The organism is Mesorhizobium sp. LSHC420B00, assembly GCF_000503055.1.
GTDB lineage: Bacteria > Pseudomonadota > Alphaproteobacteria > Rhizobiales > Rhizobiaceae > Mesorhizobium.
In genome coordinates this window covers 1-23,982 of record NZ_AYVY01000049.1, presented here as the reverse complement: position 1 = coordinate 23,982, position 23,982 = coordinate 1, and the positions used below count along the sequence as shown (strand labels likewise).

The following is a 23,982-nucleotide window of genomic DNA, read 5'->3' as shown; positions in this document are numbered from 1 at the left end:
TGGCGCCGGCTTCGCCGGCCTCAGGCTCGAAAGCCGGTCAGCCCTCGCGTGGCCTGCTATCGAGCTTCATCCCGGCCGCCTGCCTTGTTGCGCCGGAGACTGCCTTGCCCGCCCGCTTGTCGAAGGCGATGACCGTGCCGTCTTCGGTGCGGATGCAGGAAACTGCGGCATCCGCATTGCCGGCCGGCAGGCAATTCGTGGCCGGAGCCGTGAGGGGAACGGCTCCGGCCGTTCCGGCCGCTTGCGCTGCCGGATCCGAGGCGCGAGCCTCGGGCATCGTCCCGGCCGGGGAGGAGGACAGCCAGGACGAAGGCGAAAAGGTTGGCACATGACTGCCGCGGCCGCCTCCTTGGCGCTGAAGGGCGGATTCGAGGACCGAAAGCTGGCGGAGCGACTTGTGCATGGCCGCATAAGAGCATAACTCAATCCGTAATGCAAGTGATTCTTGCATAGACGAAACCGAATCTTGTGCCTCAGATGGAGCCATGGTGAAAACTGCACTGTCGATCAAGGTCGGGGCGGCGATCCGCCGGGCGCGCAAGCAGCGCGGCCTGGTGATGCGCCACATTGCCGAGCACAACGACACCGACGTCGCTGCCGTCGGCAATTGGGAAACCGGGCGCAACCTGCCCAAGACCGAGAACCTTTTGAAGACCGCCGCGTTCCTGCGCGTCGACCCGGTGGCGCTCGGCAAGGGCGAGGTCGTCTTCCTCGAAGATGCCGGGCCGGTTGCCGATGCCGAGATCGTCACCGATCCCGGCCCCCTGCCCGCCGGGCCGATGGACATCCAGCTTCTCGGCACCGCCGTCGGCGGCGACGATGGCGACTTCACCTTCAACGGCCAGCCGGCCGGCTATGTCCAGCGGCCGCCGGGGATCCGGCATCTGCGCAACGTGTTTGCGCTGCACGTGCTGAGCGATTCGATGGTGCCGCGCTACGAGCCCGGCGAGATGATCTATTGCGGCGGCCGCGAGGCCGTGCCCGGCGACCATGTGGTGATCGAGACGCTGCCCGAGGAGAACGAGCAAAACGGCAAGGCCTTCATCAAGAAGCTGGTCAAGCGCACCGCCGCCGAGCTGATCGTCGAGCAATACAATCCGCCCAAGACGCTGACCTTCAACCGCTACGCCATCAAGAACGTCTTCCGCGTCATCCCGCTCAAGGAACTGCTGGGGTATTGACGGGCGCTTGTTGCCTTCTCCCCTTGTGGGAGAAGGTGGATCGGCGCACAGCGCCGAGCCGGATGAGGGTGCTGGAAGGAACGCGGCGGAGGAAATGTAGACGCGATTTTAAGCACTTACGCCATCAAGGTAGCGATCCGTCCAACACCCCTCATCCGACCGATCTTCGCTCGGCCACCTTCTCCCACAAGGGGAGAAGGGAAGAGCAGCACGCCCTCCCCCTCAAGCCCGCCTCGATTGCTCCAGCTCTCGACCGTTGAGCAGGCGCGCCTCGGCGCGGGCCCGCTGCCGGTCGTCGATGAAGGCAGCCTGGATCGAAACGGCGGCGCCCGGCAGGCCGTCGGCCCGGCAGGCCTTGCAGATCAGGCGCCCGGAAAGTGCTGATAGCGGTGTCTCCGGCCTCACCCCATGCCGCTTGAGCTCGGCCGGCTTCCACCACCTGTTGCGGCCGCAATCGATGCACTCGACGGCAATCGAGACGACATCGGCGATCGTCGCTTCCTTGCCCGCTAATGCCATGGCCATCCCCATAGTTGTTCCTGCTTTGTTCACATTATCGGTTTTCGAGGCGGAGTCGAGTCGGTTCCGCTTACACCAACGTGAAAGTTTCACTTGTTCATTTATTTGAGTTATGCTTCTATGCCATGCAAGCTGGAATCGGCGCAGCCGCGGCCGCTCCGTCCACCGAATGCAAGGGAGTGACGATGGACCTCGCCCAGTTCGCCCAGGCCTGCGGTTATGCCGGCGACAGTCCGGCCATGCTTGCCGCCTTCGCGGCCATCCGCCAGGACGGCATCCGCACGGCGCGCCAGGGCCATCGCCAGCGCAAGGCGGCGATCGACCGGATGAAGCCGAGCCGCGCTTTGTTCCTGGCGGCGATCCGCCCGGCGCAGTCGGCCGAGGAGGCGATCGAGGACGCCGCCCGCTTCCTGTCGATGTTCCGCAACATGCCGCACTGGCGACAGGAAAGGCGCAGCGCCGACCTCGCCCGCGCCAGGCAGCAGCGCCTCTTCGCCCGCTTCTTCCGCCGCTACGGCTATCGCCTCTGGGCGTTGGAGGCCGCCTGAAGACGCGCGCCCCCTTGCAGTCAAAACGAATATTGCGATCGCCAACACTGCGCCGTATGTCTCCGCGCGATGAGCGAGATCGAATTCCGTCGTGCCCAGGCGCCCGACCTGCCGGCGATCGTTGCAATGCTTGCCGACGATGCGCTCGGCGCAGACCGGGAAGACCCGTCCACGCCGCTCGCGCCATCCTATCTCGATGCCTTCAGCGCGATCGATGCCGATCCCAACCAGTTGCTGGCCGTGGCCGTCGAGGCCGGGCAATTGGTCGGAACGCTGCAACTCAGCTTCCTTCCAGGCATTTCGAGGAAAGGCGCCTGGCGCGGCCAGATCGAAGGCGTTCGCGTCGCCCGGCAATGGCGCTCTCGCGGCGTCGGCAAGCTGATGATCGAATGGGCGATTGAAGCGTGCCGTTCGCGCGGCTGCAGCCTCATTCAGCTCACCACGGACAACAGTCGACGGGAAGCGCACACCTTCTACGAGCGCCTCGGTTTCACCGCCAGCCATCTCGGCTACAAGATGGCGCTGTAGGTCGCTGCAGCAGGCGCCGTCGGCGAAGCTGCCGATCTCCCCCCTTGCGGGGAGATGCCCGGCAGGGCAGAGGGGGGTGCTGTCCCTCCGACCTGTCAACCAATCGGAGCCAAACCCCCAGGCTGATTCGAGTTGGCAACAACTGAAGTCGAAGTTGGCGATCCGTCCCACCCCCCTCTGTCCTGCCGGACATCTCCCCCGCAAGGGGGGAGATTGGATGTTGCTTCGACTTTCGCCAACCACCAACGCTGGAACGCAGGCAGACAGAGGGCGCCAAACTGAAACAATTGCCCTTCACCTGCCCTCCGCGCCGCTTGACAATCCGCCCACAATGTTCTCTTTATGTTCTCATCAAAACTCTAGACAAGGCGGCGTTCGAACCGCCGCGGGCGAACGGGCCGGATGGAAGCCAACATCCTCCACGCGGATCTGGATGCCTTCTATGCCTCGGTCGAACAACTGCTCGACCCGGCCTTGCGCGGCAAGCCGATTGCCGTCGGCGGCGGGGTAGTGCTCGCCGCATCCTATGAAGCCAAGGCGTTCGGCGTGCGCGGCGGCATGCCGGGACGGCGGGCGCGGGAACTCTGCCCGCAACTCATTTTCGTCGGCGGCCATTTCAAGGACTATCAGCGGCTGGGCGATGCGGCAATCAAGGTGCTGGGCGATTTCACGCCGGTGGTCGAGCGAATTTCCATCGACGAGGCCTTTGCCGACGTCGCCGGCTGCACCCACCTGTTCGGCTCGCCGGCCGAGATCGCCGGCAAGATCCGCCACCGCGTGCGGGCCGAGCTCGGCCTGCCGATCTCGGTCGGCGTAGCCCGCACCAAGCATCTGGCCAAGATCGCCTCACAGGTCGCAAAACCCGATGGGCTGGTGGTGGTCGATCCGCGCCACGAGCTGGAGTTCCTGCACCACCTGCCGGTCGAGCTGATGTGGGGTGTCGGCCCGGTCACCAGGGAGCGGCTGGCCGGCATCGGCGTCAACACCATCGGCGAGCTGGCGAAGACCAACAATGGCGCGCTGGAGCGCCTGCTCGGGCCGGCGGCGGGAGAAAAACTCAACGCGCTGGCGTGGAACCGCGATCCGCGCAAGCTGGAGACGCAGCGCCGGGCGCGCTCGGCGGGCGCGCAATCGGCGCTCGGCAGGAAGCCGGCCGACGAGGAAGTCTTCGTGCCGGCTTTGCTGCATCTGGCCGATAGGGTCGCCACCAGATTGCGGGCGAAATCCCGCCCCGGCCGCACGGTGACGGTTCGTGTCCGCTTTGCCGACCTGCGCTCGGTGACGCGCTCGATCACGCTCGACCAGCCGATTTCGGCAACCGCCATGCTGGCCGAGATCGCCGAGGCGCTGGTGCGCAAGGTGCTCATCGACCATCCGCACGAAAAGACAATCTCGCTGCTGGCGATCGCTGTATCGCATCTGGAGCAGCATGCCGGCCTGCAACTGGAACTGCCGCTCGGGCTCGCCGACGACCGCCGCCGCCCGGGCACCAGCAGGGGCGCGGCGCGCTGGACCGCAGATCGCGCCGTCGACAAGATCCGCGACCGCTTCGGCTGGGAGGCGGTCGGCTACGCCTCGGTCGCGCTAGGCCTACAGCGGTCGGTTCCCGACGCGTTTCGCGAGCTCGCCGAAAAGGAGCTGTGAGCTGCGCGGCCGGGGCGAAAAAAGACTATCCGACAGGAGCCAGGGGCGATACTGCCGGCCCGTTCAAGGCCGTGCCATCGACGGCAAAATGCGAGCCGTGGCAGGGGCAGTCCCAGCAGCGTTCCAGCGAGTTCCAATGAACGTGGCAGCCGACATGGGTACATGCGGCCGAGCGTTTGTAGAGCGTGCCGTCCTCGTCGCGAAAAGCCGCGACTTTGGTAAGACCTTCGCGCACGATAGCGCCCTGCCCCGGCCGCAGCTTGTCGGCGGAATCGATTTCACCAGGCGCGACATACTCGGCAAAACTCCTGATCGCTGTCGCATTCTCCGCTAGATAATCGCCGATCGCCCGTACCGTCTTGCGGGAGGGTTCGTAAAGTTCCCGCCAGGGGCTTTGCCGCTTCAGGATCAGGTCCGAAATCAACAGGCCGGCCACGACCCCATGGGTGATGCCCTGGCCGGAATCGCCGGTAGCAACGAAGACTCGCCGATCACCGGGATTGCGGCCGATGAATCCGGCATAATCGACGGTCTCCATCACCTGCCCGGACCATCGATTGGCTTCCGCGCCGATATCGGGCACCAATTTTTTGATCCAGGCCGCCAGGGCCGTGAAGCGGTGGTCGGCGTCGTCGGCCTGCCCTGTCTTATGGTCTTCACCACCGACGATCAGAAAGTCGGTCTCGCCTTCGCCAGGCTGCAGACGAACGTAGTGATAGGGGTCCAGCGTGTCCCAATAGAGTGCATCCGGCAAAACGTCGCGCGCGATCTCGAACGACATCGCGTAGGTCCGATAGGGCGCTTGCTTGGTATGGAGCGCGACCCGATCGTTGATCGGCGAGTTGGTGGCGACAACGGCCGATTTGGCAGACACGGCAAAGCCCGAGACCGTGCTTACGCGCACGCCGTCGGTCTCCTCAACTTTGTCGACGATGGTCTCCGCATAAAGCGCGCCGCCGCGCGCGCGGATGCCGGCAGCCAGCCCGCGGAGATATTTGAGCGGGTGAAATGTCGCCTGATTGGCGTAGCGAAGGATCGGTGCATCCGAAAAGCCTGCAAGCGGCACGCCCACGGTTTTCTCGACGTCGACACCGATTTTCCGGGCGGCGTCCAGTTCGCGCTCGATGACGGATTCCTTCCTGCCCGACGCCGGAAACAGAAAACCGTCGAGGCGGCGGAAATCACACGCGATACCCTCCGCCTCCAGGATCGATTGGATACGGTCAATAGCGGCCGACTGGCTTTGATAGTAAATCCGCGCCAGTTCCTCGCCGCGCAATTTGATCAGTTCCGAAAAATAGTCATCGCAGATCGATGACAGGTGCGCGGTGGTGCGGGCCGTCATGCCGCTTCCGATCCGGCCGCGATCGAGCACCGCCACCTTTTGCCCGGCGATGGCCAGTTCGTAGGCGACCGACAGTCCGACAATGCCAGATCCGACGACCACGACATCGACCTGTTCACTCCGCTCGAGCGGAACCGCATCAGGCGCGACTTCGGTTCTCGCCCAAACGGATACAGTCCTTTCGTCGCCGACATTCATGGCGGAGCCCTTCATACCCGACATTCGGATAAACGGACGCCAGGATTCAAAGTTCCTTGACGCCTGAATGCCTGCGTAAGCTTGACGTCACCGCCGGTCCGCCCCGACGCGTTGTGAGCCGGCCTGGCTGGGGCGGTGCGATGCACTTTACGTGGCCGTCACACCAAAAGCGTTGCGCTGCCCCAGGCGATCAGGGCGATGCCGGCTGCCCGGCCGACCCACTGGCCGGCAGGAAACGCCTTTTCAACCAGCACCAGAATGGCGAGCCCGGCAACCCACACCAGGTTCATGATGCCACCCACGAACAATAACGCCATCAGCATCCAGCAGCATCCGACACAGAACGCCCCGTGCAGCGCGCCCAAACGCAGCGCGCCAAGTGTGTGGGGACGCCAGTGGCGGGAAAGGAACGCCGTCGGCTTCCTGCAATGCGACAGGCAGGCGTTCTTGAGCGGCGAGAGCTGATACAGGCCCGCGGCGATCAGGACGATGCCTGAAAGCCAGCGGCTCTGCGAACTCATCGTCGCCGCGGTAACGAATGCCTCGCGTTCGAGCAGCCAATGCAACGCAGCTGCCGCGACGGAGAACCCCAGCCAGACCAGGAGATAGCCTGCCATGAATACGCCGGTGGGCGCGAGCTTGTCCTGGATCTGCCCTTGTGCGAGCGCATGGCGATGCACGCGCGCATAGAGCAGGACAGTCGGCGCCGCGCTCGGAGACATCATGGCGATCATCATGACCCACCACATGGCGATCATCAGCGCCCAGTTCGCCGCCCCCCAGACCCGCGGTTCCGTCGCCGTGGCCATTGCGCTCATGTCCATGCCGGGCATGTCCATGCCAGACATATCGGAGGTCATGTCGGCGGTTTGCTGGTGGGGGAATAGCGCGACCCTCGTCATCTCCCACGCATTCATGCCGAGCCCTGCACCGGCGACGATATAAAGCCAGCCCAGCAGGCACAGCGCCGCCACGCCCGCAATCGTGATGACGCGGTCGCGTCTGAGCAGCCGTTCCAGTGGCGACCCACCGTCCATGCGGCGCGTCAGGCCCGCACCACCCCGTGATTGTTGAGATGCAGCCGGGCGAACTGGCCGTAACTGTCCTTCATATTCACCTGAACCGGCCCGCTGGTTGTGCTTGAAGCGCTGCCGATCTCGGCGACCGCATATTCGAAGCCGTTCGGCAACACGATCTGAGCGCGCGAGTCCGCGCCCGTCACCTTGTTGCGAATTGGTTCGCCGACCGTTTCGATGTAGTCCTTGACGAAGATGCGGCCCGTGCGGCCGTCGATATCGAGGTCGAGATCGATCTTGGTGAAAACCGGCTCATTCATTTTTGTCACGGTTGAGGCGTAGACGGCGAACATCGTCGCGAACGGGTCGGTGTCCTGGCCGGTCATGATGCGCAGCAGCGCTTGACGCTGCCGGTCGGTTGCATTCTCGTCGACGAAAGCGATGGCTTCGCCATTGCCTTCGTGGATCGCGCCAGGCCATTTGAAGATCGCGGCGATCCGCAGGCCGTCGAGAGCGGTTTCGCCATGATGACCTTCGTCAATCTGGATGCCCGCCACCGCATGGCAATGGCCTTTGTCGGGCAGCGCATTGAATTGACAGTTGCAGCCATATTCGCAGGTGCAATTGACGAGTTCCCGTCCCTTGATTTCCCAAGACGTCATGCTGTCCTCCCTGATGCGAAGTATTAGACCATCATCATACACCTGCGCCGGCCGTGCCGCCATCCTGTGGCGCCAAGAGTGATCGCGACAAGAGGCGGCAGGCCAATGCGGTTTCTTGTCGAATTTGGGTGAACATACCCCCCGGAGATGGCGGGGCGATATCGGAACGGCAGACGTGGGTCGAAACAAGCGTTTCCGAGCGCAACCCGCCAAGGTCCGGAAATGACCCCAGAAGGGGCGTTCGGCAGCGATCCGAGCAGCAAGGATTTGGCAGGACCGGAAATCGGCATGGAATGCCGCAATCATCATCATGTCCCGTCCAAGTTGTGGACACTTCCTTCTCAAAGGCGCACTCTTGGCATGCGAAACGCGAGCCAGAGTTTCGTCCAACGCTTCACATGCCTGACTTGCGTCGGTGATTGTCTGACCTATCCGGATACTTCCGGATGGGCAGACCTCACATTGTGTCGCCTATCCGTGATCAGGCTACGGCCTAAGGCACGTTGCAGCCCGTTCCGGATCAACTGGGAGGTAAACAACATGCCTGATTTTCAGCGCAGAGAACTTCTTGTTCAAGGAAGCGCGGCTCTTGCCGCAATTGCTGCTCTCTATACCTCGCGTCGGGCTTACGCTTTTCCAACACGGCCGAGCGAGGAAGTTATTCCGTGGCTGGATCAGCCGGCCGAAAATCCCGATCCGGTGGGTATCCAGAAGCAGCTTGTCTGGGAGGATTTGGACAGCTGGATAACGCCAAACGACAAGTTCTTCAGCATCTCGCATTTCAACCGACCAACGATCGACGAGAAGACATGGTCGATGGAGATCGGAGGCCTGGTCAAGAAGCCCTTGGAGTTAACGCTCGCCGACATCAGGGCGCGACCGCGGCAGGAGGTCGTTTTCACAGTGGAGTGCTCGGGCAATCACGGGTTTCCCTTTTTCACCGGCGGCATCGGCAATGCCCGTTGGGCAGGGACGCCGCTCGCCCCGATCCTCGAGGAAGCCGGTGTTCTGGAGAAGGGCATCGAGGTCGTCTTTTTCGGTACCGACACAGGCGAGATCCCGATACGCGACGTAAAAATGAAGCAGAACTTCGCTCGTAGCATGTCGCTCGCCGACGCGATGAACCCCGACAATCTCCTCTGCTATGAAATGAATGGAGCCGCCTTGCCGGCGGCCAATGGCTTCCCGGTACGGCTCATTGCTCCAGGCTGGTACGGGATCGCCAACGTCAAGTGGCTAAAACGCATCGAGGTTCGCGATACGCGGTTCATGAGCCTTCTGATGGCCCGTGACTATGTCACCATCCGGGAGGAGGACCACAACGGCGAGACCGTATGGGCCGAGACTTCGGTCGGGCGAGCGCTGATAAAGTCCGCGCCCGCGAAGGTTACCCGGAAAGATTCAGATTACTCCATCATTGGAGCAGGCTGGGGGGCGCCGATCGAACGGGTCGAAGTGCAAATCGATCAGGGGCCTTGGGCACCAGCGACCATTGACCACAGTGAGGAGGCAGAACACGCCTGGAAAATTTGGTCCCTGGATTGGGCAAATCCCTCTCCTGGAGAACACACGGTGACCTCGCGCGCGGTCAGCACCACGGGACAAATTCAACCGGCGATGGACGATCCCTTGATTGCCAAGAAACACACATACTGGGAAAGCAATGGCCAGGTGACGCGCCGCGTGCGTATCGGCTAGCGCATTTTGCAGCCAAATGGAATCATTTGGCGTCCGCATAAATGCGGCAAAACAGATAGTTAGAGCGGGTTACCGGTTCCAGAGAACCGGAACCAGTCTAAGAACTTGCTGCCGTGTGACAATTTGCGTTTGGGTCACCCAGGAGGAGGCTGCCTGATCCGAAAGCTGGCACCGCTCTGTATCGAGCATGACGGGTGTAGGCCGTAGATCCTCTTCGCGACGATACCGGTCCCCGAAATCGGGGGCGGAGCCCTTCAGCTTAGTGATCGAGGCGATGGCAGACTTGTCCGGTGGCGCAACCTTGGCCATGTCGCCTTCGCGCGCCATTTCCGCACCATTTCCAGCCTTCTGCTCACCTCTCCACGGCCCTGATCTCCGCGTCGACCAGGCACCAGGGCGCATAGCGGAAGTCGCGGATCTGGATGACCTCCTCGCCCGCCCATTCAACCAGCACGAAGCCGCGCACGGCGCCGTCGGCCGCTTGCGGGTCGCGGATGAGGATCGCCGGCCTGCCGTCGACGAAGCCGAGCGACAATGTCCAGTCGCTGATACGATCGTAATTGCCGAAATAGGTCGACGCCTGGGCCTTGCCGCGCAGGCGGACGCGGTTGACGACATCGAGCCGGACGTCCTCTGCGATCAGTGCCCTGACCGCGTCGAAGTCGCGCGCGTTGAACAGGTCGACATAGCGCCGCAGCCGGCGCTCGTCATCGGCGTCGAGCCTCGGCGCGAGCGCCTGCTCGGGCTGCAGCGCCAGCAGCTTGAGCTGCGCCCGCCCGCGATGCAGCGCGGCCTTGGTGGCGGCGAGCGTCGCGCCGGTCACCTCGCAGGTCTCATGCAGGCTGAGGCCGAGCACGTCGACCAGGATCACGGCGCTGCGCTGCGGCACCGAAAGCTGCATGAAGGAGCGCAGGCCGGTCTGGGCGGCGAGCCGGCTGTCGGCGCTGCCGGAGGGATCCTCGATGACGCTCATGTCGGCCTCGGTCATGCGCGACCTTTCCCGATTGCGCCGCCGCAGATGATCCTGCGCGGCATTGTGGGCGATGCGAAACAGCCATTGCTCCGGCCGTTCGACCATCGCACCGCCGTCGATCGCCTGCAGCGCGTTGATCAGCATCTCCTGGACGATGTCCTCGCCGTCGATCACCGAGCCGGCCATGCGCGCGCAGTAGCGATGCAGCCTTGGCCGCAACCCGACGAGCATCGCCTCCAACGTCGCCCTGTTCATTTTCGGCGTAGCATCCCGTTTCTGCGCGAGCGGCATGGCAGGCGCTACCCGGCTTCCTGATCCGCCAGCATACGGTAATTGCCGATGACTTTGACAGGCGATCGCATTGCCGGGGTCGAACGGCGTTCGGCGTGGTTTTCCGCAAATGCCTTGAAGGCGGCAAGCCCGGTCAGCGCCGACGAATCGCCGTTCTGGCCGACGATGTGGACGAACGAGCCGTCGTCCAGCTCGAGCACGAGATAGCGCACCGTCGGCGGTGCCGCCTCGCCCAGCGCTTCGAACACTTTTTCGACCAGCGCGCGGTTATCTTCCAGGTCGGCTTGGTTCACACCGTATCGAATGAGCGCGTAGTCCATTGTCGTCTCCTGACTGGTTGGTATGAACGAAGGACGACCGGCTGCGCTGAAAAGATTCTCCTTGTGGAAGAATCTTTTCGGTTGCCCGCATCGTCTTTCCCGCGTGGGCGGCTGCGCGGCAGCCATCAAGCAGGAGCGACGATCATGCATATCCAGTTTGCCGAGCTTCCGGTATTCGACCAGGACCGCGCCAAGGCGTTCTACACCAGGCATCTCGCCTGTCAGGTCCTGGCCGACCAGAAGATGGGCGATGGCGGCTGGCGCTGGATCGAGCTGGCATTTCCGCATGCCGTGACGAACCTGCATTTCATCAGGCGCGCCGACGACGCCCCCGGCGCGGAGCCCGTATTGGTGCTGGTCGACGAAAATGTCGGGGCAATGAGCGCGGCGTTGAAGGCGGGCGGCGTCGAAATCATCACCGATCCGCATGAGGCGCCGTGGCAGCCGGGGCGCACGGTGGCGGAGTTTCGCGACAGCGAAGGCAACCGCATGGTCCTCGCCAGCCGATAAGCCACCGGAGCCCTCTGTCCGGGGGGCGTCCTACCTAAGTCCTACCTCCGGCCGGACCATCGGCCGTGCTTCCTTCGTATTATTATTTCGTGACCGCTGCGCGCCGGAACCTTCCCTTGCATCGGGCGTTCGGGCGCTGTATTCGCGCTGCCTCATATTTAGGCAGGCGGAGGATATGCGAATAAGGGCGGGTGGCAAAACAAACATGGGCCGGGGAGGAGCATCTTACCATGTCGAACCGTAAAATCGGAATGTCCCACAGTTTGGGGCTGCGCGTCGCTGACCTCAAATCCAGAATGCAAACTGCCCAGATTACCGAGCACGAAATCAAGACGTTTCAAAAGGTTGCCGCCATTATGGGCGGCGCCAAAGGCTCACTGCGCCTCGATGCGGACGATCTGATTGCCGCATCCTTCCTTGTCGATCCCGTGGAAGATCTCCCGCTCTCCAGTTGACGGCGCTGAACGCGGGTCGAAATCCTATCGGGTTTGAACCTGCGATTGCCGCCAGCGGAGCATCCGCCAGCCCAGGCCGCATGCGAGGATGACGTTGGCCAGCGCCAGACCAGAAAGCGCGGCCAACGTCCCATGCGGGCCGAAGCGCTCCAGCAGCAATGCGCCGGCCGAGGGTGCCGCCGCCTGGGCGATCAGGCTCGGCATGGCGAGGCGGCCCATCAGCTTCGCGTAGCCGTTCGAGCCGAACAGCGCGAGCGGCAACGTCCCCCGCGCGATGGATTCCAGGCCGATGCCCGCGCCATAGAAGCCGAGCGCCAGCGGGATGATTGGCATGCCGGCCCAGAGCGCCGAAACGCCGATCGCCACAAACGTAACCGAGGCGAACTTGGTCAGGATCGGATGGTGGTAGCGCGCGATGGTCATCTCGATCGCGCGCGCCGCCACCTGGGACGGGCCGACCAGCGCGCCGAGCCCGACGGCCGCGGCCAGCGCCATGCCGCTGCCTTGCAGGATGGTGAGCAGATGCACCGACACCGTCGAGGAGATCACCGCCGCAAGCGTAAGGGTGGCGGCCAGAACGATGATGATCGACGGATCGGGATTGCCTTCGCCGGCCGGCGTCACCTCTTTCAATCCTGGCCCGACCGGCAATCCTGGCCCGACTGCCGGTTGCGGCGCCTCGCGGGGCAGGATCACGAGATAGAGCGGAAGCGCAATCACCAGCTGAAAGACAGCGTAGGCCAGGCAGGTGCCGCGCCAGCCGACCTCCCCAAGAAGCCAGGCCGAAATCGGCCAGCAGATCGTACTGGCAAAACCGCCGAACAGCGTCAGCGTGGTAATGGCGGAGCGCGCGCCGTGGCCGTAGTGGCGCCCAAGCGTCGCGAAAGCGGCATCGTAGAGCCCAGCCCCCATGCCCAGTCCGATGACCAGCCAGGCTGCGATATAGGCCGCAAGATTAGGGGCGAGAGCCAGCCCGATCTGGCCGAGCCCGATGCATGCGGCGCTGAACGCCAGAATGCTGCGGCCGCCATGCCGCTCGATCGACGACCCGACGCGCGGCGAGATCAATCCTGCCGTGAGCAAGCCGAGAGACAGGCCGCCGACAACCCATGCCAGCGGCCAGCCGGTATCGGAGGAGACCGCCGGCGCAATGACCGCTGGAAGATAGTAGGAAGATCCCCACGCCATGATCTGCGTCAGGCCAAGCGCGGTGATGATTGCGCCGCGGCTGCGCAGGATGGTGGGCGAAGGCGCCAGAAGGCTCATGCCGCGACGCCGCAGCCACAGCCGCTTTTGCCGATCGCCTTTGCTTCGGCATCGGCGACACAGCAGGCATCCACCGCTACCGGCGCCGGACCGCCGCAGCAGCCCGTGTCGGCAATGCCGATCCGCGGCACGGTGCAGACGCCGGTCTCCGGCAACACGAGCTGGACATTGTCGGCGGCCACCATGTCGCCGGCGATCGCCGCGGCGACGGAGCGGACCTGCTCATACCCGGTCAGCAGCAGGAAGGTCGGCGCACGGCCATAGCTCTTGATGCCGACCGTATAGAACCCATGCTCGGGATGGCTGAGCTCGCGGTGACCGTGCGGCGGCACGTCGCCGCAGGAATGTTCGTTGGGATCGATCAGCGGTCCCAGTGCCTTGACGCTTTCCAGCCACGGATCGAGCTCGAGCCGAAGCTCGCGCGTCAGCGACAGATCGGGGCGCTGTCCGGTCGCGGCGATGATGCGGTCGACCGGGCCAATCCGCTGCAAGCCGTCCTTGGTCTGGCCTTCGACGACCAGCCGGCCGTCGGCATCGCGGATCGAAACGGCTGCAAAGCCCGTCACCAGTCTGACGCCGCCGCTCTCGGCGAGTTCGCGCACTTCGGCGCCGAGTTCGCCGCGTGCCGGCAATTGGTCGGCATCGCCGCCGCCATAGATGCGCACCAGGTCGGTGCCGCGCGTTGTCCAGATGAAGGCCGTGCCGGGCTCCATATCCGCCAGCCTGGCGAGATCTAGTAAGGCGTTGGCGGCTGAATGGCCGGAGCCGGCGACCAGCGTCGTCTTGCCGGCATAAAGGCGGCGGTCGCGGCCGAGGATGTCGGGGATGCCGTAGGCGATGCGATCGGCAAATTGCGCTTCGCCTACGGCATGAATTCCGCCGGCGCCGAGCGGGTTCGGCATCTGCCAGGTTCCCGAAGCATCGATGACGGCGCGGGCGCTGTCGCGCCGCGTGCCACTGGCGGTTTCGATCACCAGCATGAACGGCCGGTTTTCGCGTTCCTTGCTCAGCACCTTGTCGGCGCCCCAGCGCGAGATGCCGACGACCCGGGCACCGGTTTCGATCGACGGCGACAATTGCGGAAGCTTTGCAAGCGGCTCGAGGTAATCCGCGACGAGGTCGTTCGCGGTCGGGAATGCCTCAGGCTCCGGCATCCGCCAGCCACGCGCCTCGAGCAGGCTTCTAGACGCCTGATCGACGCAATAGCGCCAAGGCGTGAACACCCGGACATGGCCCCAATCCCTGAGGTTGGATGCAACCCTATTGCCGGCTTCGTAGACTTTGACAGGAATACCTTGCGCGATGAGGTGGACCGCTGCCGCCAAGCCGATCGGCCCGGCGCCGATCACCGCGACGGGAAGCCTTTCGATCATCTCCATATCTTCCGTCCTTCCGGTAGTTTCGAATTACAATGCCAAAAAATTACGCCGCCGTCTTGGCCGTCGCTTCCACCGAAGCCGGCGCACAGGTGGCGTCGGCGCAGCATTCGTCCGCGAGGTATCCGATGAGCCCGTTCATGGCGGGATAGTTGGCCCGGCAGATCAGCGTCGTCGCCTGCCGCTCCTGTGTCACCAGGCCGGTGTCGACCAGCCGCTTGAGGTGATGCGACAGCGTCGAGGCCGCGATGCCGAGCCTGTCCTGGATGCGCCCGACCGGCAGCCCTTCATCGCCCGCCCGCACAAGCGTCCGATAGAGCTGCAACCGCGTCGGGCTGCCGAGGGCTTCCAGTTGCGAGGCTGCTTTTTCGAGTATCATGGAAACACCTTAGCTCCGAGAGCCCACGACGTCAACGCTTATTTCGAACATTCTCGAATAACCGGACAATCGCCGTCTCGTTTGCGCCAACCGCCCGCCTCAAATCGACCGCTGATTTACCCGTCTGGCAAGCTCTTCCGCGCTTTCGACGCGTTCGGAATATCGGTTGGTGAGATAGGCCGACCGGTCGCGCAGAAGAAGCGTGAATTTCATCAGCTCCTCCATCACGTCGACGATGCGGTTGTAGTAGGGCGAGGGCTTCATGCGCCCGGCCGCATCGAATTCGTTGAATGCCTTTGCCACCGACGATTGGTTGGGGATCGTAAACATGCGCATCCAGCGGCCCAGGATACGCAGTTGGTTGATGGCATTGAAGCTTTGTGAGCCGCCGGAAACCTGCATGACGGCAAGCGTCCGGCCCTGGGTGGGACGCACCGAGCCCAACGACAATGGCAGCCAGTCGATCTGCGATTTCATGATACCGGTCATTGAACCGTGACGTTCGGGCGAACACCAGACCTGACCTTCGGACCAGAGCGAGAGCTCACGCAGCTCTCTCACCTTGGGGTGATCGGCGGGCGCCGAATCCGGCAGCGGCAGACCGGCAGGGTTGAAGATACGGACTTCAGCGCCAAGCCAGGTCAAGATACGTGCCGCTTCCTCAGTGGCCATGCGGGAATAGGAACGCTCCCGCAAGGAGCCGTAGAGCATCAAGATCCGAGGCTTGTGGACCGACGCGGCCACATCGAACAGCGCAGATGCATCGATTGCCGGGAGTTGCTCCATATCTCTATGTTTGGCAGGGACCCTGCGTGATCGACTGGTTTCATGGCTTCAAAACTTTCTTATTTCGAGTTTCATCGAAATAGGTAGGCGCGATCCGTCGTGGCGTCAAAGCAAATTTCGAGAAATGTCGAAATACTCTAGGCGACGCGCTTGCCGCTGGCGTCGACGACGACCTCGCCGTCCTCCTTGGTGAAGGGGCCGATATCCGGATTGGGCAGGATATCGAGCACCGCTTCGGAGGGTCGGGCGAGCATGGTGCCGAGCGGCGTCACCACGATCGGCCGGTTGATCAGGATCGGATGCGCCAGCATAAAATCGAGGATCTCGTCGTCGCTCCACTTCGGGTCGCCCAGGCCAAGTTCGGCATAGGGCGTGCCCTTCTGGCGCAGCAATTGGCGCGGCGTCATGCCCATTGCGGCGATCAGCTCGACGAGCTTTTCGCGCGACGGCGGGGTTTTCAGATATTCGATCACCTTCGGCTCCTCGCCGGACTGCCTGACGATGGCCAGCGTGTTGCGCGAGGTGCCGCAATCGGGGTTGTGGTAGATGGTGACGGTCATTGCGCAGCTTTCATCTGTCCGACTGGTTTCGGTTGGGCGAGCAGCCACCCTGCCAATCCCATGGCGAGCAACGCGCCCAAAAGTTCGGCGGCGATGAAGCCCGGCAGATCGGCGGGGCGGATGCCGGCAAAAGTGTTGGAGAACGCTCGGGCGATGGCGACGGCCGGATTGGCAAAGGATGTCGACGCGGTGAACCAATAGGCGGCGGTGATATAGAGCCCAACCAGCCAAGGGATAGAATCCGGGCGGGAACGCAGGCCGGCAAGGATGGTGAAGACCAGCCCGAAGGCGGCGACCAGCTCCGCAATCCATTGGCCGCCTCCGGTCCGCACCGTCGCCGACACTTCCAGGATCGGCAATTCGAACATTGCATGCGCCAGGAACGTTCCAGCGATGCCGCCGGCAATCTGGGCGGCGACGTAGGCCAGCGCTGCGTTCGTTTCGATTTCACGCCGAAGCGCGAACACCAGCGTCACCGCCGGGTTGAAGTGCGCTCCGGAGATCGGCCCGAATATGGCGATGAGCACGACCAGGATCGCCCCGGTCGGCAAGGTGTTGCCGAGCAGCGAGACGGCGACATCGTTGCTCAGCCTGTCAGCCATGATGCCGGAACCGACCACGGTGGCGACCAGCAGAGCCGTGCCGAGGGCCTCGGCAACAAGGCGCCGGGAAAGCTGAACCACCTCAGCCGGCCTTCGGCAGATTGCGGCCGATCTCGTCGAGGCGCTTCTGCAGCGCAAGTCTGTCGACCGCATTGATCGGCAGGCTGACAAAGATCGAAATTCGGTTGTTGAGCATGCGGTAGGCTTCGGCGAAGGCGAGATGCTTTTCCGCCTCGGTGCCTTCGACGGCTGCAGGATCAGGTACGCCCCAATGCGCCGTCATCGGTTGCCCGGGCCAGACCGGACATGATTCGTTGGCGGCATTGTCGCAGACCGTGAAGACGAAATTCATCTCTGGGGCACCCCGCTCCGCAAACTCTTGCCAGTCTTTCGAACGGGCGAACGACGTGTCGTAGTTGAGGCTTTTCAAAAGCTGAAGGGCGTAAGGATGAACCTCTCCCTTCGGATGCGATCCAGCCGAATAGGCCTTGAACTTGCCTGCGCCGACGCGGTTCAGGATCGCCTCGGCGAGAATCGACCTTGCCGAATTGCCGGTGCAGAGAAAAAGAACATTGTATGGCTCGCTCATCGCGCACCTCCCTTCTAGCAGTTGCAGGTCACAGCCTGGATCACAGGCTGGCAAAGTTCCGGCGCGCCATTGCAGCAGTCCTCCATCAGGTAGGCCAGCAGATCGCGAAAGCCGGCCATATCGGCGAAATAGCGCACGCTGCGGCCCTCCCGTTCGGTCCGCACCAGGCCGGCATGCGACAGGATCTTGAGATGGGCCGACATCGTATTCGGGAACGCGGCGAGCCGCGAAGCGATCTCGCCCGCCGGCACGCCGTCGGCTCCAGCCCGCACCAAAAGGCGAAAAACGTCCAGCCGGGTTTCCTGGCCGAGCGCGGCAAGCGCCGAAAGGGCGAGTGTCTTGTCCATAATTCCAGGATTCCAGAAATGGCGAAGAGAGTCAACGCGCCTCTGCCAGCGACCCAAGGCAATCTCTCAGTTTTGAATTCGCCCTCTAAGCGTTTGCGTTGCCCCTCACCTGCCTGCCGGCATCCTCTCCCCGTATAGTGACGGGGAGAGGGGCCTCGTCATCGGTGATTTCGCCAAACATCGGCGGTGCAGAAACGACGCCAACGCTGCGGCCAGCCCCTTCTCCCCGTCACTATACGGGGAGAAGTGCCCGGCAGGGCGATGAGGGGNAGACCGGCAACCGCTTTCCTGACCCGCTGCAGATGCGCCTGGCGTCCGGCGGCCGAGACGCTGTCCATCCGGTAGAGCGCCAGGAATTTGGTCCGGCACAGCGGATGGCAGACGGAGCGGAAGCCGCGCAGCAGGGTTCGCCGGCCGGGCTGTCCCATGATCCACGACATCAGCGGCGTGGCACCGCATGTGGTCATCGCCACCACCCGGCGTATGTGCCGCAATTTGGGCCGCGGACCGCGTCGTGCGGTCGGCATCTCGAAAGCGAAGCCCGGCACCAGCACACGCTCCAGCCAGCCTTTCAGCATCGCCGGCACGCCATACCACCAGGTCGGGTAAATGAAGACGACCGCCTCGGCCCAGATCAGCTCCTGCGCATGTTCGTGCACCGGTTGCAGGTTCGCCGCCTTGTCGTGGTAACCGCGCCATTCCTGCGTGCGCATGACTGGATCGAAGCCGGTCGCATGGAGATCGAGCAGGTGGACCTGATGCCCCCTTTCGGCAAGCGTCTCCAGCACCGTATCGCGCACGGCGCCGTTGAAGCTGTCGGTGCAGGGATGGCAATAGACGACGAGGACCTTCATCTTGCGCTCAGCCCGGTCGGTCGCCAGAGGATCGCGGTGCTGCATGCAAGCGCGTCGCATGCAAACAAGCCACCCGCAGACATAGTCGATCAGCTGTTTTCATGCGAAGCCCCGCAGCCCCATATCAAGACGCAACACCTCCAGTCGCGTCAAGCCCCGCTCGTTCGCTCAAGGAAAATTGCGCAGACATGGGCTTGCTGGAGGGCGCTGTCCCGCATGCCTTGAGGTACTCCGCGGGATGCGGCGCTGCGGAGTATCATGCCCAAGAACTCCCAGCATTGTTCCCAGAATGTCTGCGCCCTAGCTTCAGGGCGTGTTCAAAGCGTCAGGAGAAAACGATGCAGACAGGAAAACTGAGCGGCAAGATCGCCTTGGTGACGGGCGCCTCCTCCGGCATCGGCGAGGCCACCGCCTTGGCGCTGGCGGCCGAGGGCGCCACGCTGGCGATTGCCGCGCGGCGCACTGAGCGCCTGGACGATCTGGCGAGGCGGATCCGTGAGACCGGCAGCACCGCGCTGCCGATTGCCGTCGACGTCACCGACGAAGCGCAAGCCACGGCGATGGTCGAACGGGTCCTGCAGGAGTACGGCCGGCTCGACATTCTGCTTGCGGTTGCCGGCGTCGGCGTCGCCGCGCCGTTCCGCAATACGACGCCGGAAGAATACCGCCGGATGGTCGACGTCAACATTTTGGGCCTGCTTTATCCGATCCATGCGGCGCTGCCGTCGATGCAACGGCAAGGCGCCGGCCACATCGTCGTCGTTTCTTCCGGCACCGGCCGTTATATCCACCCTTCGGTGGTCTATTCCGGCACCAAGCACGCGGTAAGCGCGATGGCGGAATCGCTTCGCCGCGAGATCGGCAAGGACGGCATCCGCGTGACCTGCATCGAGCCTGGCGCCGTCAAGACCGAGTTCACCCAGAATATGCGCGCCGATGTGCGCCAGGCGGTCGAGCTAAGGCTTGGCGACATGGAGCAGCTGGAAAGCGAGGACATCGCCGCCGCCATCCAGTATGCGGTGACGCAGCCGCCACGGGTCAACGTCAACATCCTGACGCTCTATCCGACCGAGCAGGCATGAGCTTGGCCGACAGATATGGTGCCCTGCGCCGCCCCGCAGCATCATCCCCCGGTCATCAGCGTGAACACAAGCTGCCGCAGCTTGCCGCCCGGGCCGAATTCGACCCGGTCGAAATCGCGGCTCGCCTGCCGCTGTGCCTGCGAAATTCCGGCGAGCCGTCTCGTCACTTCGGTCCTGATCTTGCTGCAGCCGCGGTCGTCGGGGACGGTCAGGCCGATGGTGGCCGCCTCGATCTTGTGCACCATGTCGATGATGCTGGCGCCGTGCACCTTCTCGTGGGCGGCGAGGCCGGTTGCGAAAACCTCCCAGTTCTTCTGGATGGCGCCCGGCAGCCGCGCGGCCGGCTTCGGCAAGGTGTAGGTGATGATCAGCTTCGGCCGCGCCGACACCAGCACGCAGGCGTCGCCTTGCGGCTGGTAGTCCCTCACCCAGGTCAGCTTGAAATTGGTATGCGCGATGACGCGGCGCTCGCCGAGCAGCGGCCCGCGCCCGCCGATCGAGGCATAGAGCTCCGGCCCGGATTGCCCTGAGACGGCATAGGTCTCGACCTTCTCGACTGCCTGCCAGCCGGCATGCGCCGGCGATGCCGGCAGAGAGGCGAGCAGCAGGCAAAGGCGAATGGCTGTTTTCATGCAAGTCCTCGCAGCCGCTGCGCACGATGCAAAAGACATGCAGTTCCCTTCCGTGGACATAGCCTGCGGCCGGCTATAGTGGGATGCTCGTATACAAGAATCCACAGGCAACGCCATGTCGCCGCGACCGAACATTGCCCGGCAACGCCCTGCCCCCGGGACCCAGCCTCCCGGCGTCAGCCTGTGCCGCGCCCTGTCGAAGCTTGGCCTGTGCTCGCGTAAGCAGGCCGAGCTTCTGGTTGCCGAGGGGCGCGTGCGGGTTGCCGGCAAGATCGTGCGCAACGGCTCGATGCGCGTCGATCCCGGCCGCGACCGCATCGAGGTCGACGGCCACCGCGTCGCTGCCGAGCGCAAGGTCTATCTGATGCTCAACAAGCCGCGCGGGCTGGTCACCACCCGCGACGACCCGCAGGACCGCGGCACCGTCTATGATTGCCTGGCAGGGCTCGACCTGCCCTTCGTCTCGCCGGTCGGCCGCCTCGACAAGGCGAGCGAGGGCCTGCTCGTGATGACCAACGACACGCGCTTCGCGCAGCGCCTGCTCGACCCCGCCTCGCTTGTCGCCAAGACCTATCACGTGCAGATCGGCGCCCTGCCCGACGAGGCCATGTTGGCGCGGCTGCGCGCCGGCGCGACAGTCGATGGCGACTTGCTGACGGCCCGGTCGATCGAGCTGCTGCGCGGCGGCACCAGCACCGCTTGGCTGGAGATCGTGCTCGACGAGGGCCGCAACCGCCATATCCGAAGGCTGCTCGGCGCCCACGATATCGAGGTGCTACGCCTGGTGCGCGTTGCGATCGGCCCATTGCAGCTCGGCGACCTCGCCAAGGGCAAGACACGCCATCTGACCGCCGAAGAGCTGGCGCTGCTTCGGGCCTGAAGGACAGAGCGAAGCATCACCCCGCACCCAGGCCGGTTTGATGAGCGTTCTCATGGATTTCGGCAAAATCCAGCCCATATCCTAGATATGGAGCTTTGAGCGTGAAACTCGCGCGTGCGGTCCTGCTTGCCGCGGCTTTCGTGGCTGCTGCGGCCGTTTGTCCCTCTTCCGCAACCGGAGAGGCGAACGGCCGGGAGAAAATTGTGTTGCGCGTCGAGATGGACGGCGCCATCGGTCCGGCGAGTGCCAGGCAGCTCGAGGAAGCGCTGGCGGTGGCCGCGGACCGAAACGCCCAGGCTCTCATCCTGCAGATGGACACGCCCGGCGGGCTGGTCACCAGCATGCGCGAGATGATCGCCGCTATCCTCGCCTCGCCGGTTCCCGTCATCGGCTATGTCGCGCCCGCCGGCGGGCACGCGGCGAGCGCCGGAACCTACATCCTCTACGCTACCCATGTAGCGGCGATGGCGCCCGGCACCAATCTGGGCGCGGCAACGCCGATCGAGATGGGCGGGCCGCTGCCATCGTTTCCCGGCGACAAGAACGATGGCCCGGAGGCGGACAAGGACAAGAAGAACGCACCCGCGGGCGATGCGATGATCGCCAAGGCGACGAACGACGCCGTTGCCCTGATCCGCAGCCTGGCTGAATTGCGCGGGCGCAATGCCGAATGGGGTGAAAAGGCCGTGCGCGAGGCGGCCAGCCTGTCGGCCGGCGCGGCGCTGCAGGAGCATGTCATCGACTTCGTCGCCCGCGACACCACCGAGTTGCTTCAACTGGCCGACGGCCGGACCGTCGAGATCGCCGGCAAGAAAGAGGCATTGGCGACGAAAGGGCTGCCGGTTGAAACGCTCGAACCAGGCTGGCTCATCCGGCTTCTCGCCGTCATCACGGACCCAAACATCGCCGTCATCCTGATGCTGGTCGGCGTCTATGGCCTCGTCTTCGAATTCACGAGCCCGGGCGCGGTCGCGCCTGGCGTGATCGGCACGATTTGCCTTCTGCTCGGCCTCTATGCGCTCAATCTCCTGCCGATCAGCTATGCCGGCCTTGCCTTGATGCTGCTTGGCATCATCTTTCTCGTCGTCGAAGCCTTGAACCCGACAGTGGTCCTTGGGCTGGGAGGCGTGGCTGCGTTTCTGCTGGGCGCTGCCATGCTGCTCAAGATCGAGGGGCCCGGCTTCGAGATGTCGTGGGCCGTTATCGGCACCGCCGCCGTCCTGACGCTCGGCCTGGCGCTGTTGACCGGCAGCTATCTGTGGGCGGCCCGCAAGAACGTTCCGCGTGTTGGCGCACAGGCCATGCAGGGGCTGCCGGCGGAGATTCTCGACTGGCAGGGCAGCGAGGGCCACGTGCTCGCCCGGGGCGAGCGCTGGCGGGCAAAAGCCGACGAACCGCTTGCGGCGGGCGACAGCGTCGAGGTGGCTGATGTCAGGGGTCTTGTGCTGACGATACGGCGCCGCAATGTGGGAAGCGATGGAGCAAGGCAATGATCATCGGTTATGTGGCCTATCTGGCAGCAGCGCTCGTCGTGGTCATGTTCTTATCCGCGGCCATTCGCGTCCTGAGGGAATATCAACGCGGGGTGGTCTTCACGCTCGGCCGCTTCACCGGGGTCAAGGGCCCCGGCCTTATCATCCTCATCCCCTTCGTGCAGCAGATGGTGAAGGTCGACCTGCGAGTGGTGGTCCAGGACGTGCCGCCGCAGGACGTGATCTCGCGCGACAACGTCTCGGTGAAGGTCAACGCGGTGCTGTATTTTCGTATCGTCGACGCCGAGCGGGCGGTGATCCAGGTCGAAGACTTCATGACCGCCACCAACCAGCTGGCACAGACCACGCTGCGCTCGGTGCTCGGCAAGCATGAGCTCGATGAAATGCTGGCCGAACGTGACAAGCTCAACAGCGATATCCAGGAGATTCTCGACCAGCGCACCGATGCCTGGGGCATCAAGGTCTCCGATGTCGAGATCAAGCATGTCGACCTCAACGAGAACATGGTCCGCGCCATCGCCAAGCAGGCCGAGGCGGAACGGCTGCGGCGTGCGAAAGTGATCAATGCCGACGGCGAACAACAGGCGGCGGCAAAGCTCGTCGAGGCTGGCAAGATGCTGGCCGAAGCACCGCAAGCCATGCAGCTACGCTATTTCGAGGCTCTCCATGACATCGCCGGCGAGCGCTCGTCGACGGTCGTGTTTCCGGTGCCAATGGATCTGCTCGGTCATTTCATCAAGCAGGGCGGGAAGTGAGGGAGGAGCGCATAATCTCCCTCGTGGGGAGATCAGCACCCTCACCTCTGCCACGGCGGGACCGGCGCAAAGCGTTTGCCGATCCAGTCGGCGAAGGCACGTGTCTTGGCGGCTTGCCCCTTGGCCGAAGGCATGACGACATAGACGGCCCCTTCGTCGGCAAGGGTCCAGTCCTCCAGCACTGGCACCAGCCGGCCGTCGGCGAGCTCGCGTCCGACCAGCCAATCCGTGCTCATCATCAGCCCGACGCCTTGCACGGCGGCTTCGACCAGGACCTCGGCGTCGTCGGTGACCAGCGGGCCGGAGACCTCGATACTGACGCGGCGGCCCGTGGTGTCGGTCATCTCCCAGGCCGGAAAGGTCTGGAAGCCTGAGAAGCCGAGACAGCTGTGTTCCAGCAGCGCTTCCGGCGCAGCCGGCGTGCCCCGGCGGGCGAGGTAGGACGGCGCGGCGCACAGCAGCCGCCGCCGTGTCGCGACCTTGCGCGCCACCA

The 23,982-nt window shown here is 64.0% G+C and carries 29 protein-coding genes; 11 read left to right on the top strand and 18 right to left on the bottom strand.

Features of this window, described 5'->3' with window-relative positions:
* Nucleotides 1–37: 37 nt before the first annotated feature.
* A complete protein-coding gene (locus X760_RS0140375) occupies nt 38–277 on the bottom strand; it encodes a hypothetical protein (RefSeq protein ID WP_245278786.1) in 240 nt (79 codons plus the stop codon).
* A 208-nt stretch (nt 278–485) separates the two neighbouring features.
* Here X760_RS0140375 and X760_RS72225 point away from each other — a divergent pair, with 208 nt between their 5' ends.
* Nucleotides 486–1,181, top strand: a complete 696-nt coding sequence (locus tag X760_RS72225) for a helix-turn-helix transcriptional regulator (RefSeq protein ID WP_023722940.1) — start codon at nt 486–488, stop codon at nt 1,179–1,181.
* 222 nt (nt 1,182–1,403) lie between these two features.
* Here the strand turns inward: X760_RS72225 and X760_RS72220 are convergent, their stop codons facing one another.
* The gene (locus X760_RS72220; RefSeq protein ID WP_031195369.1) at nt 1,404–1,700 is read right to left on the bottom strand and encodes a hypothetical protein; all 297 of its coding nucleotides are present in this window, start codon (nt 1,698–1,700) and stop codon (nt 1,404–1,406) included.
* Between the two features lie 185 nt (nt 1,701–1,885).
* Between X760_RS72220 and X760_RS72215 the strand changes: the two genes are divergently transcribed.
* The 3 genes from X760_RS72215 (at nt 1,886) to dinB (ending at nt 4,420) form a co-directional block, all read left to right on the top strand.
* On the top strand, nt 1,886–2,248 hold the full coding sequence (locus X760_RS72215; RefSeq protein ID WP_031195368.1) for a hypothetical protein: 363 nt from the start codon (nt 1,886–1,888) through the stop codon (nt 2,246–2,248).
* Nucleotides 2,249–2,317: 69 nt separating this feature from the next.
* Entirely contained in the window at nt 2,318–2,776 is a 459-nt protein-coding gene (locus X760_RS72210; RefSeq protein ID WP_023722937.1) for a GNAT family N-acetyltransferase, read from the top strand.
* Nucleotides 2,777–3,178: 402 nt separating this feature from the next.
* Nucleotides 3,179–4,420 carry a DNA polymerase IV gene (gene dinB / locus X760_RS72205; protein ID WP_023722936.1) on the top strand — a complete coding sequence of 414 codons (1,242 nt, stop codon included), beginning with the start codon at nt 3,179–3,181 and terminating at the stop codon, nt 4,418–4,420.
* Between the two features lie 25 nt (nt 4,421–4,445).
* On the opposite strand, the gene X760_RS72200 is transcribed toward dinB, so the two are convergent.
* The 3 genes from X760_RS72200 to X760_RS72190 form a co-directional block, all read right to left on the bottom strand.
* Nucleotides 4,446–5,963: an FAD-dependent oxidoreductase gene (locus tag X760_RS72200; RefSeq protein WP_031195366.1), complete on the bottom strand. Its 1,518-nt coding sequence runs from the start codon at nt 5,961–5,963 to the stop codon at nt 4,446–4,448.
* Between the two features lie 158 nt (nt 5,964–6,121).
* Nucleotides 6,122–7,000 carry a DUF2182 domain-containing protein gene (locus X760_RS72195; protein WP_023722934.1) on the bottom strand — a complete coding sequence of 293 codons (879 nt, stop codon included), beginning with the start codon at nt 6,998–7,000 and terminating at the stop codon, nt 6,122–6,124.
* Between the two features lie 8 nt (nt 7,001–7,008).
* Nucleotides 7,009–7,641, bottom strand: a complete 633-nt coding sequence (locus tag X760_RS72190) for a DUF1326 domain-containing protein (protein ID WP_031195365.1) — start codon at nt 7,639–7,641, stop codon at nt 7,009–7,011.
* Nucleotides 7,642–8,181: 540 nt separating this feature from the next.
* On the opposite strand from X760_RS72190, the gene X760_RS72185 reads away from it, so the two are divergent.
* Nucleotides 8,182–9,339, top strand: coding sequence for a sulfite oxidase (locus tag X760_RS72185; RefSeq protein ID WP_031195363.1), 1,158 nt, complete (start codon nt 8,182–8,184; stop codon nt 9,337–9,339).
* 352 nt (nt 9,340–9,691) lie between these two features.
* Here the strand turns inward: X760_RS72185 and X760_RS72175 are convergent, their stop codons facing one another.
* Both X760_RS72175 and X760_RS72170 read right to left on the bottom strand, forming a co-directional pair.
* Nucleotides 9,692–10,567, bottom strand: a complete 876-nt coding sequence (locus X760_RS72175; protein ID WP_031195362.1) for a sigma-70 family RNA polymerase sigma factor — start codon at nt 10,565–10,567, stop codon at nt 9,692–9,694.
* Nucleotides 10,568–10,611: 44 nt separating this feature from the next.
* Entirely contained in the window at nt 10,612–10,923 is a 312-nt protein-coding gene (locus X760_RS72170) for a hypothetical protein (protein ID WP_023722929.1), read from the bottom strand.
* A 144-nt stretch (nt 10,924–11,067) separates the two neighbouring features.
* Between X760_RS72170 and X760_RS72165 the strand changes: the two genes are divergently transcribed.
* Together X760_RS72165 and X760_RS0140370 are read left to right on the top strand one after the other, a co-directional pair.
* The gene (locus X760_RS72165) at nt 11,068–11,433 is read left to right on the top strand and encodes a VOC family protein (protein WP_023722928.1); all 366 of its coding nucleotides are present in this window, start codon (nt 11,068–11,070) and stop codon (nt 11,431–11,433) included.
* 230 nt (nt 11,434–11,663) lie between these two features.
* Complete coding sequence (locus X760_RS0140370; RefSeq protein WP_031195360.1) at nt 11,664–11,888, top strand: hypothetical protein; 225 nt, start codon at nt 11,664–11,666, stop codon at nt 11,886–11,888.
* A 24-nt stretch (nt 11,889–11,912) separates the two neighbouring features.
* On the opposite strand, the gene X760_RS72160 is transcribed toward X760_RS0140370, so the two are convergent.
* From X760_RS72160 to X760_RS0140365, 9 genes are all read right to left on the bottom strand, one after another.
* Nucleotides 11,913–13,154, bottom strand: a complete 1,242-nt coding sequence (locus X760_RS72160) for an MFS transporter (protein WP_023722926.1) — start codon at nt 13,152–13,154, stop codon at nt 11,913–11,915.
* Nucleotides 13,151–14,527: an FAD-dependent oxidoreductase gene (locus tag X760_RS72155; RefSeq protein WP_156948363.1), complete on the bottom strand. Its 1,377-nt coding sequence runs from the start codon at nt 14,525–14,527 to the stop codon at nt 13,151–13,153. The genes X760_RS72160 and X760_RS72155 overlap by 4 nt, the downstream gene beginning before the upstream one ends.
* A 49-nt stretch (nt 14,528–14,576) precedes the next feature.
* Nucleotides 14,577–14,909: a metalloregulator ArsR/SmtB family transcription factor gene (locus tag X760_RS72150; RefSeq protein WP_023722924.1), complete on the bottom strand. Its 333-nt coding sequence runs from the start codon at nt 14,907–14,909 to the stop codon at nt 14,577–14,579.
* A gap of 99 nt (nt 14,910–15,008) precedes the next feature.
* Nucleotides 15,009–15,695, bottom strand: a complete 687-nt coding sequence (gene arsH / locus X760_RS72145) for an arsenical resistance protein ArsH (RefSeq protein ID WP_023722923.1) — start codon at nt 15,693–15,695, stop codon at nt 15,009–15,011.
* A gap of 137 nt (nt 15,696–15,832) precedes the next feature.
* The gene (gene arsC, locus X760_RS72140; protein ID WP_023722922.1) at nt 15,833–16,255 is read right to left on the bottom strand and encodes an arsenate reductase (glutaredoxin); all 423 of its coding nucleotides are present in this window, start codon (nt 16,253–16,255) and stop codon (nt 15,833–15,835) included.
* Nucleotides 16,252–16,938 carry an MIP/aquaporin family protein gene (locus X760_RS72135; RefSeq protein WP_023722921.1) on the bottom strand — a complete coding sequence of 229 codons (687 nt, stop codon included), beginning with the start codon at nt 16,936–16,938 and terminating at the stop codon, nt 16,252–16,254. Before X760_RS72135 ends, arsC begins: the two co-directional genes overlap by 4 nt.
* 1 nt (nt 16,939) lies before the next feature.
* Nucleotides 16,940–17,446, bottom strand: coding sequence for an arsenate reductase ArsC (locus X760_RS72130; protein WP_023722920.1), 507 nt, complete (start codon nt 17,444–17,446; stop codon nt 16,940–16,942).
* 14 nt (nt 17,447–17,460) lie between these two features.
* On the bottom strand, nt 17,461–17,793 hold the full coding sequence (locus X760_RS72125; RefSeq protein ID WP_023722919.1) for a metalloregulator ArsR/SmtB family transcription factor: 333 nt from the start codon (nt 17,791–17,793) through the stop codon (nt 17,461–17,463).
* A 158-nt stretch (nt 17,794–17,951) separates the two neighbouring features.
* Entirely contained in the window at nt 17,952–18,692 is a 741-nt protein-coding gene (locus X760_RS0140365) for an NAD(P)H-dependent oxidoreductase (protein WP_023722918.1), read from the bottom strand.
* A 293-nt stretch (nt 18,693–18,985) separates the two neighbouring features.
* Between X760_RS0140365 and X760_RS72120 the strand changes: the two genes are divergently transcribed.
* A complete protein-coding gene (locus X760_RS72120; RefSeq protein ID WP_023722917.1) occupies nt 18,986–19,729 on the top strand; it encodes an SDR family NAD(P)-dependent oxidoreductase in 744 nt (247 codons plus the stop codon).
* A 41-nt stretch (nt 19,730–19,770) separates the two neighbouring features.
* Here X760_RS72120 and X760_RS72115 read toward each other — a convergent pair whose 3' ends face one another.
* A complete protein-coding gene (locus X760_RS72115; RefSeq protein ID WP_023722916.1) occupies nt 19,771–20,361 on the bottom strand; it encodes a DUF922 domain-containing protein in 591 nt (196 codons plus the stop codon).
* A gap of 115 nt (nt 20,362–20,476) precedes the next feature.
* Between X760_RS72115 and X760_RS72110 the strand changes: the two genes are divergently transcribed.
* From X760_RS72110 to X760_RS72100, 3 genes are all read left to right on the top strand, one after another.
* Nucleotides 20,477–21,241, top strand: a complete 765-nt coding sequence (locus tag X760_RS72110; RefSeq protein WP_023722915.1) for a pseudouridine synthase — start codon at nt 20,477–20,479, stop codon at nt 21,239–21,241.
* Nucleotides 21,242–21,342: 101 nt separating this feature from the next.
* Nucleotides 21,343–22,734, top strand: coding sequence for a nodulation protein NfeD (locus X760_RS72105; RefSeq protein ID WP_023722914.1), 1,392 nt, complete (start codon nt 21,343–21,345; stop codon nt 22,732–22,734).
* Entirely contained in the window at nt 22,731–23,489 is a 759-nt protein-coding gene (locus X760_RS72100) for a slipin family protein (RefSeq protein WP_023722913.1), read from the top strand. The genes X760_RS72105 and X760_RS72100 overlap by 4 nt, the downstream gene beginning before the upstream one ends.
* 41 nt (nt 23,490–23,530) lie before the next feature.
* Here the strand turns inward: X760_RS72100 and X760_RS72095 are convergent.
* The coding region (locus X760_RS72095) for a substrate binding domain-containing protein (protein WP_023722912.1) at nt 23,531–23,982 on the bottom strand (452 nt) is incomplete at its 5' end.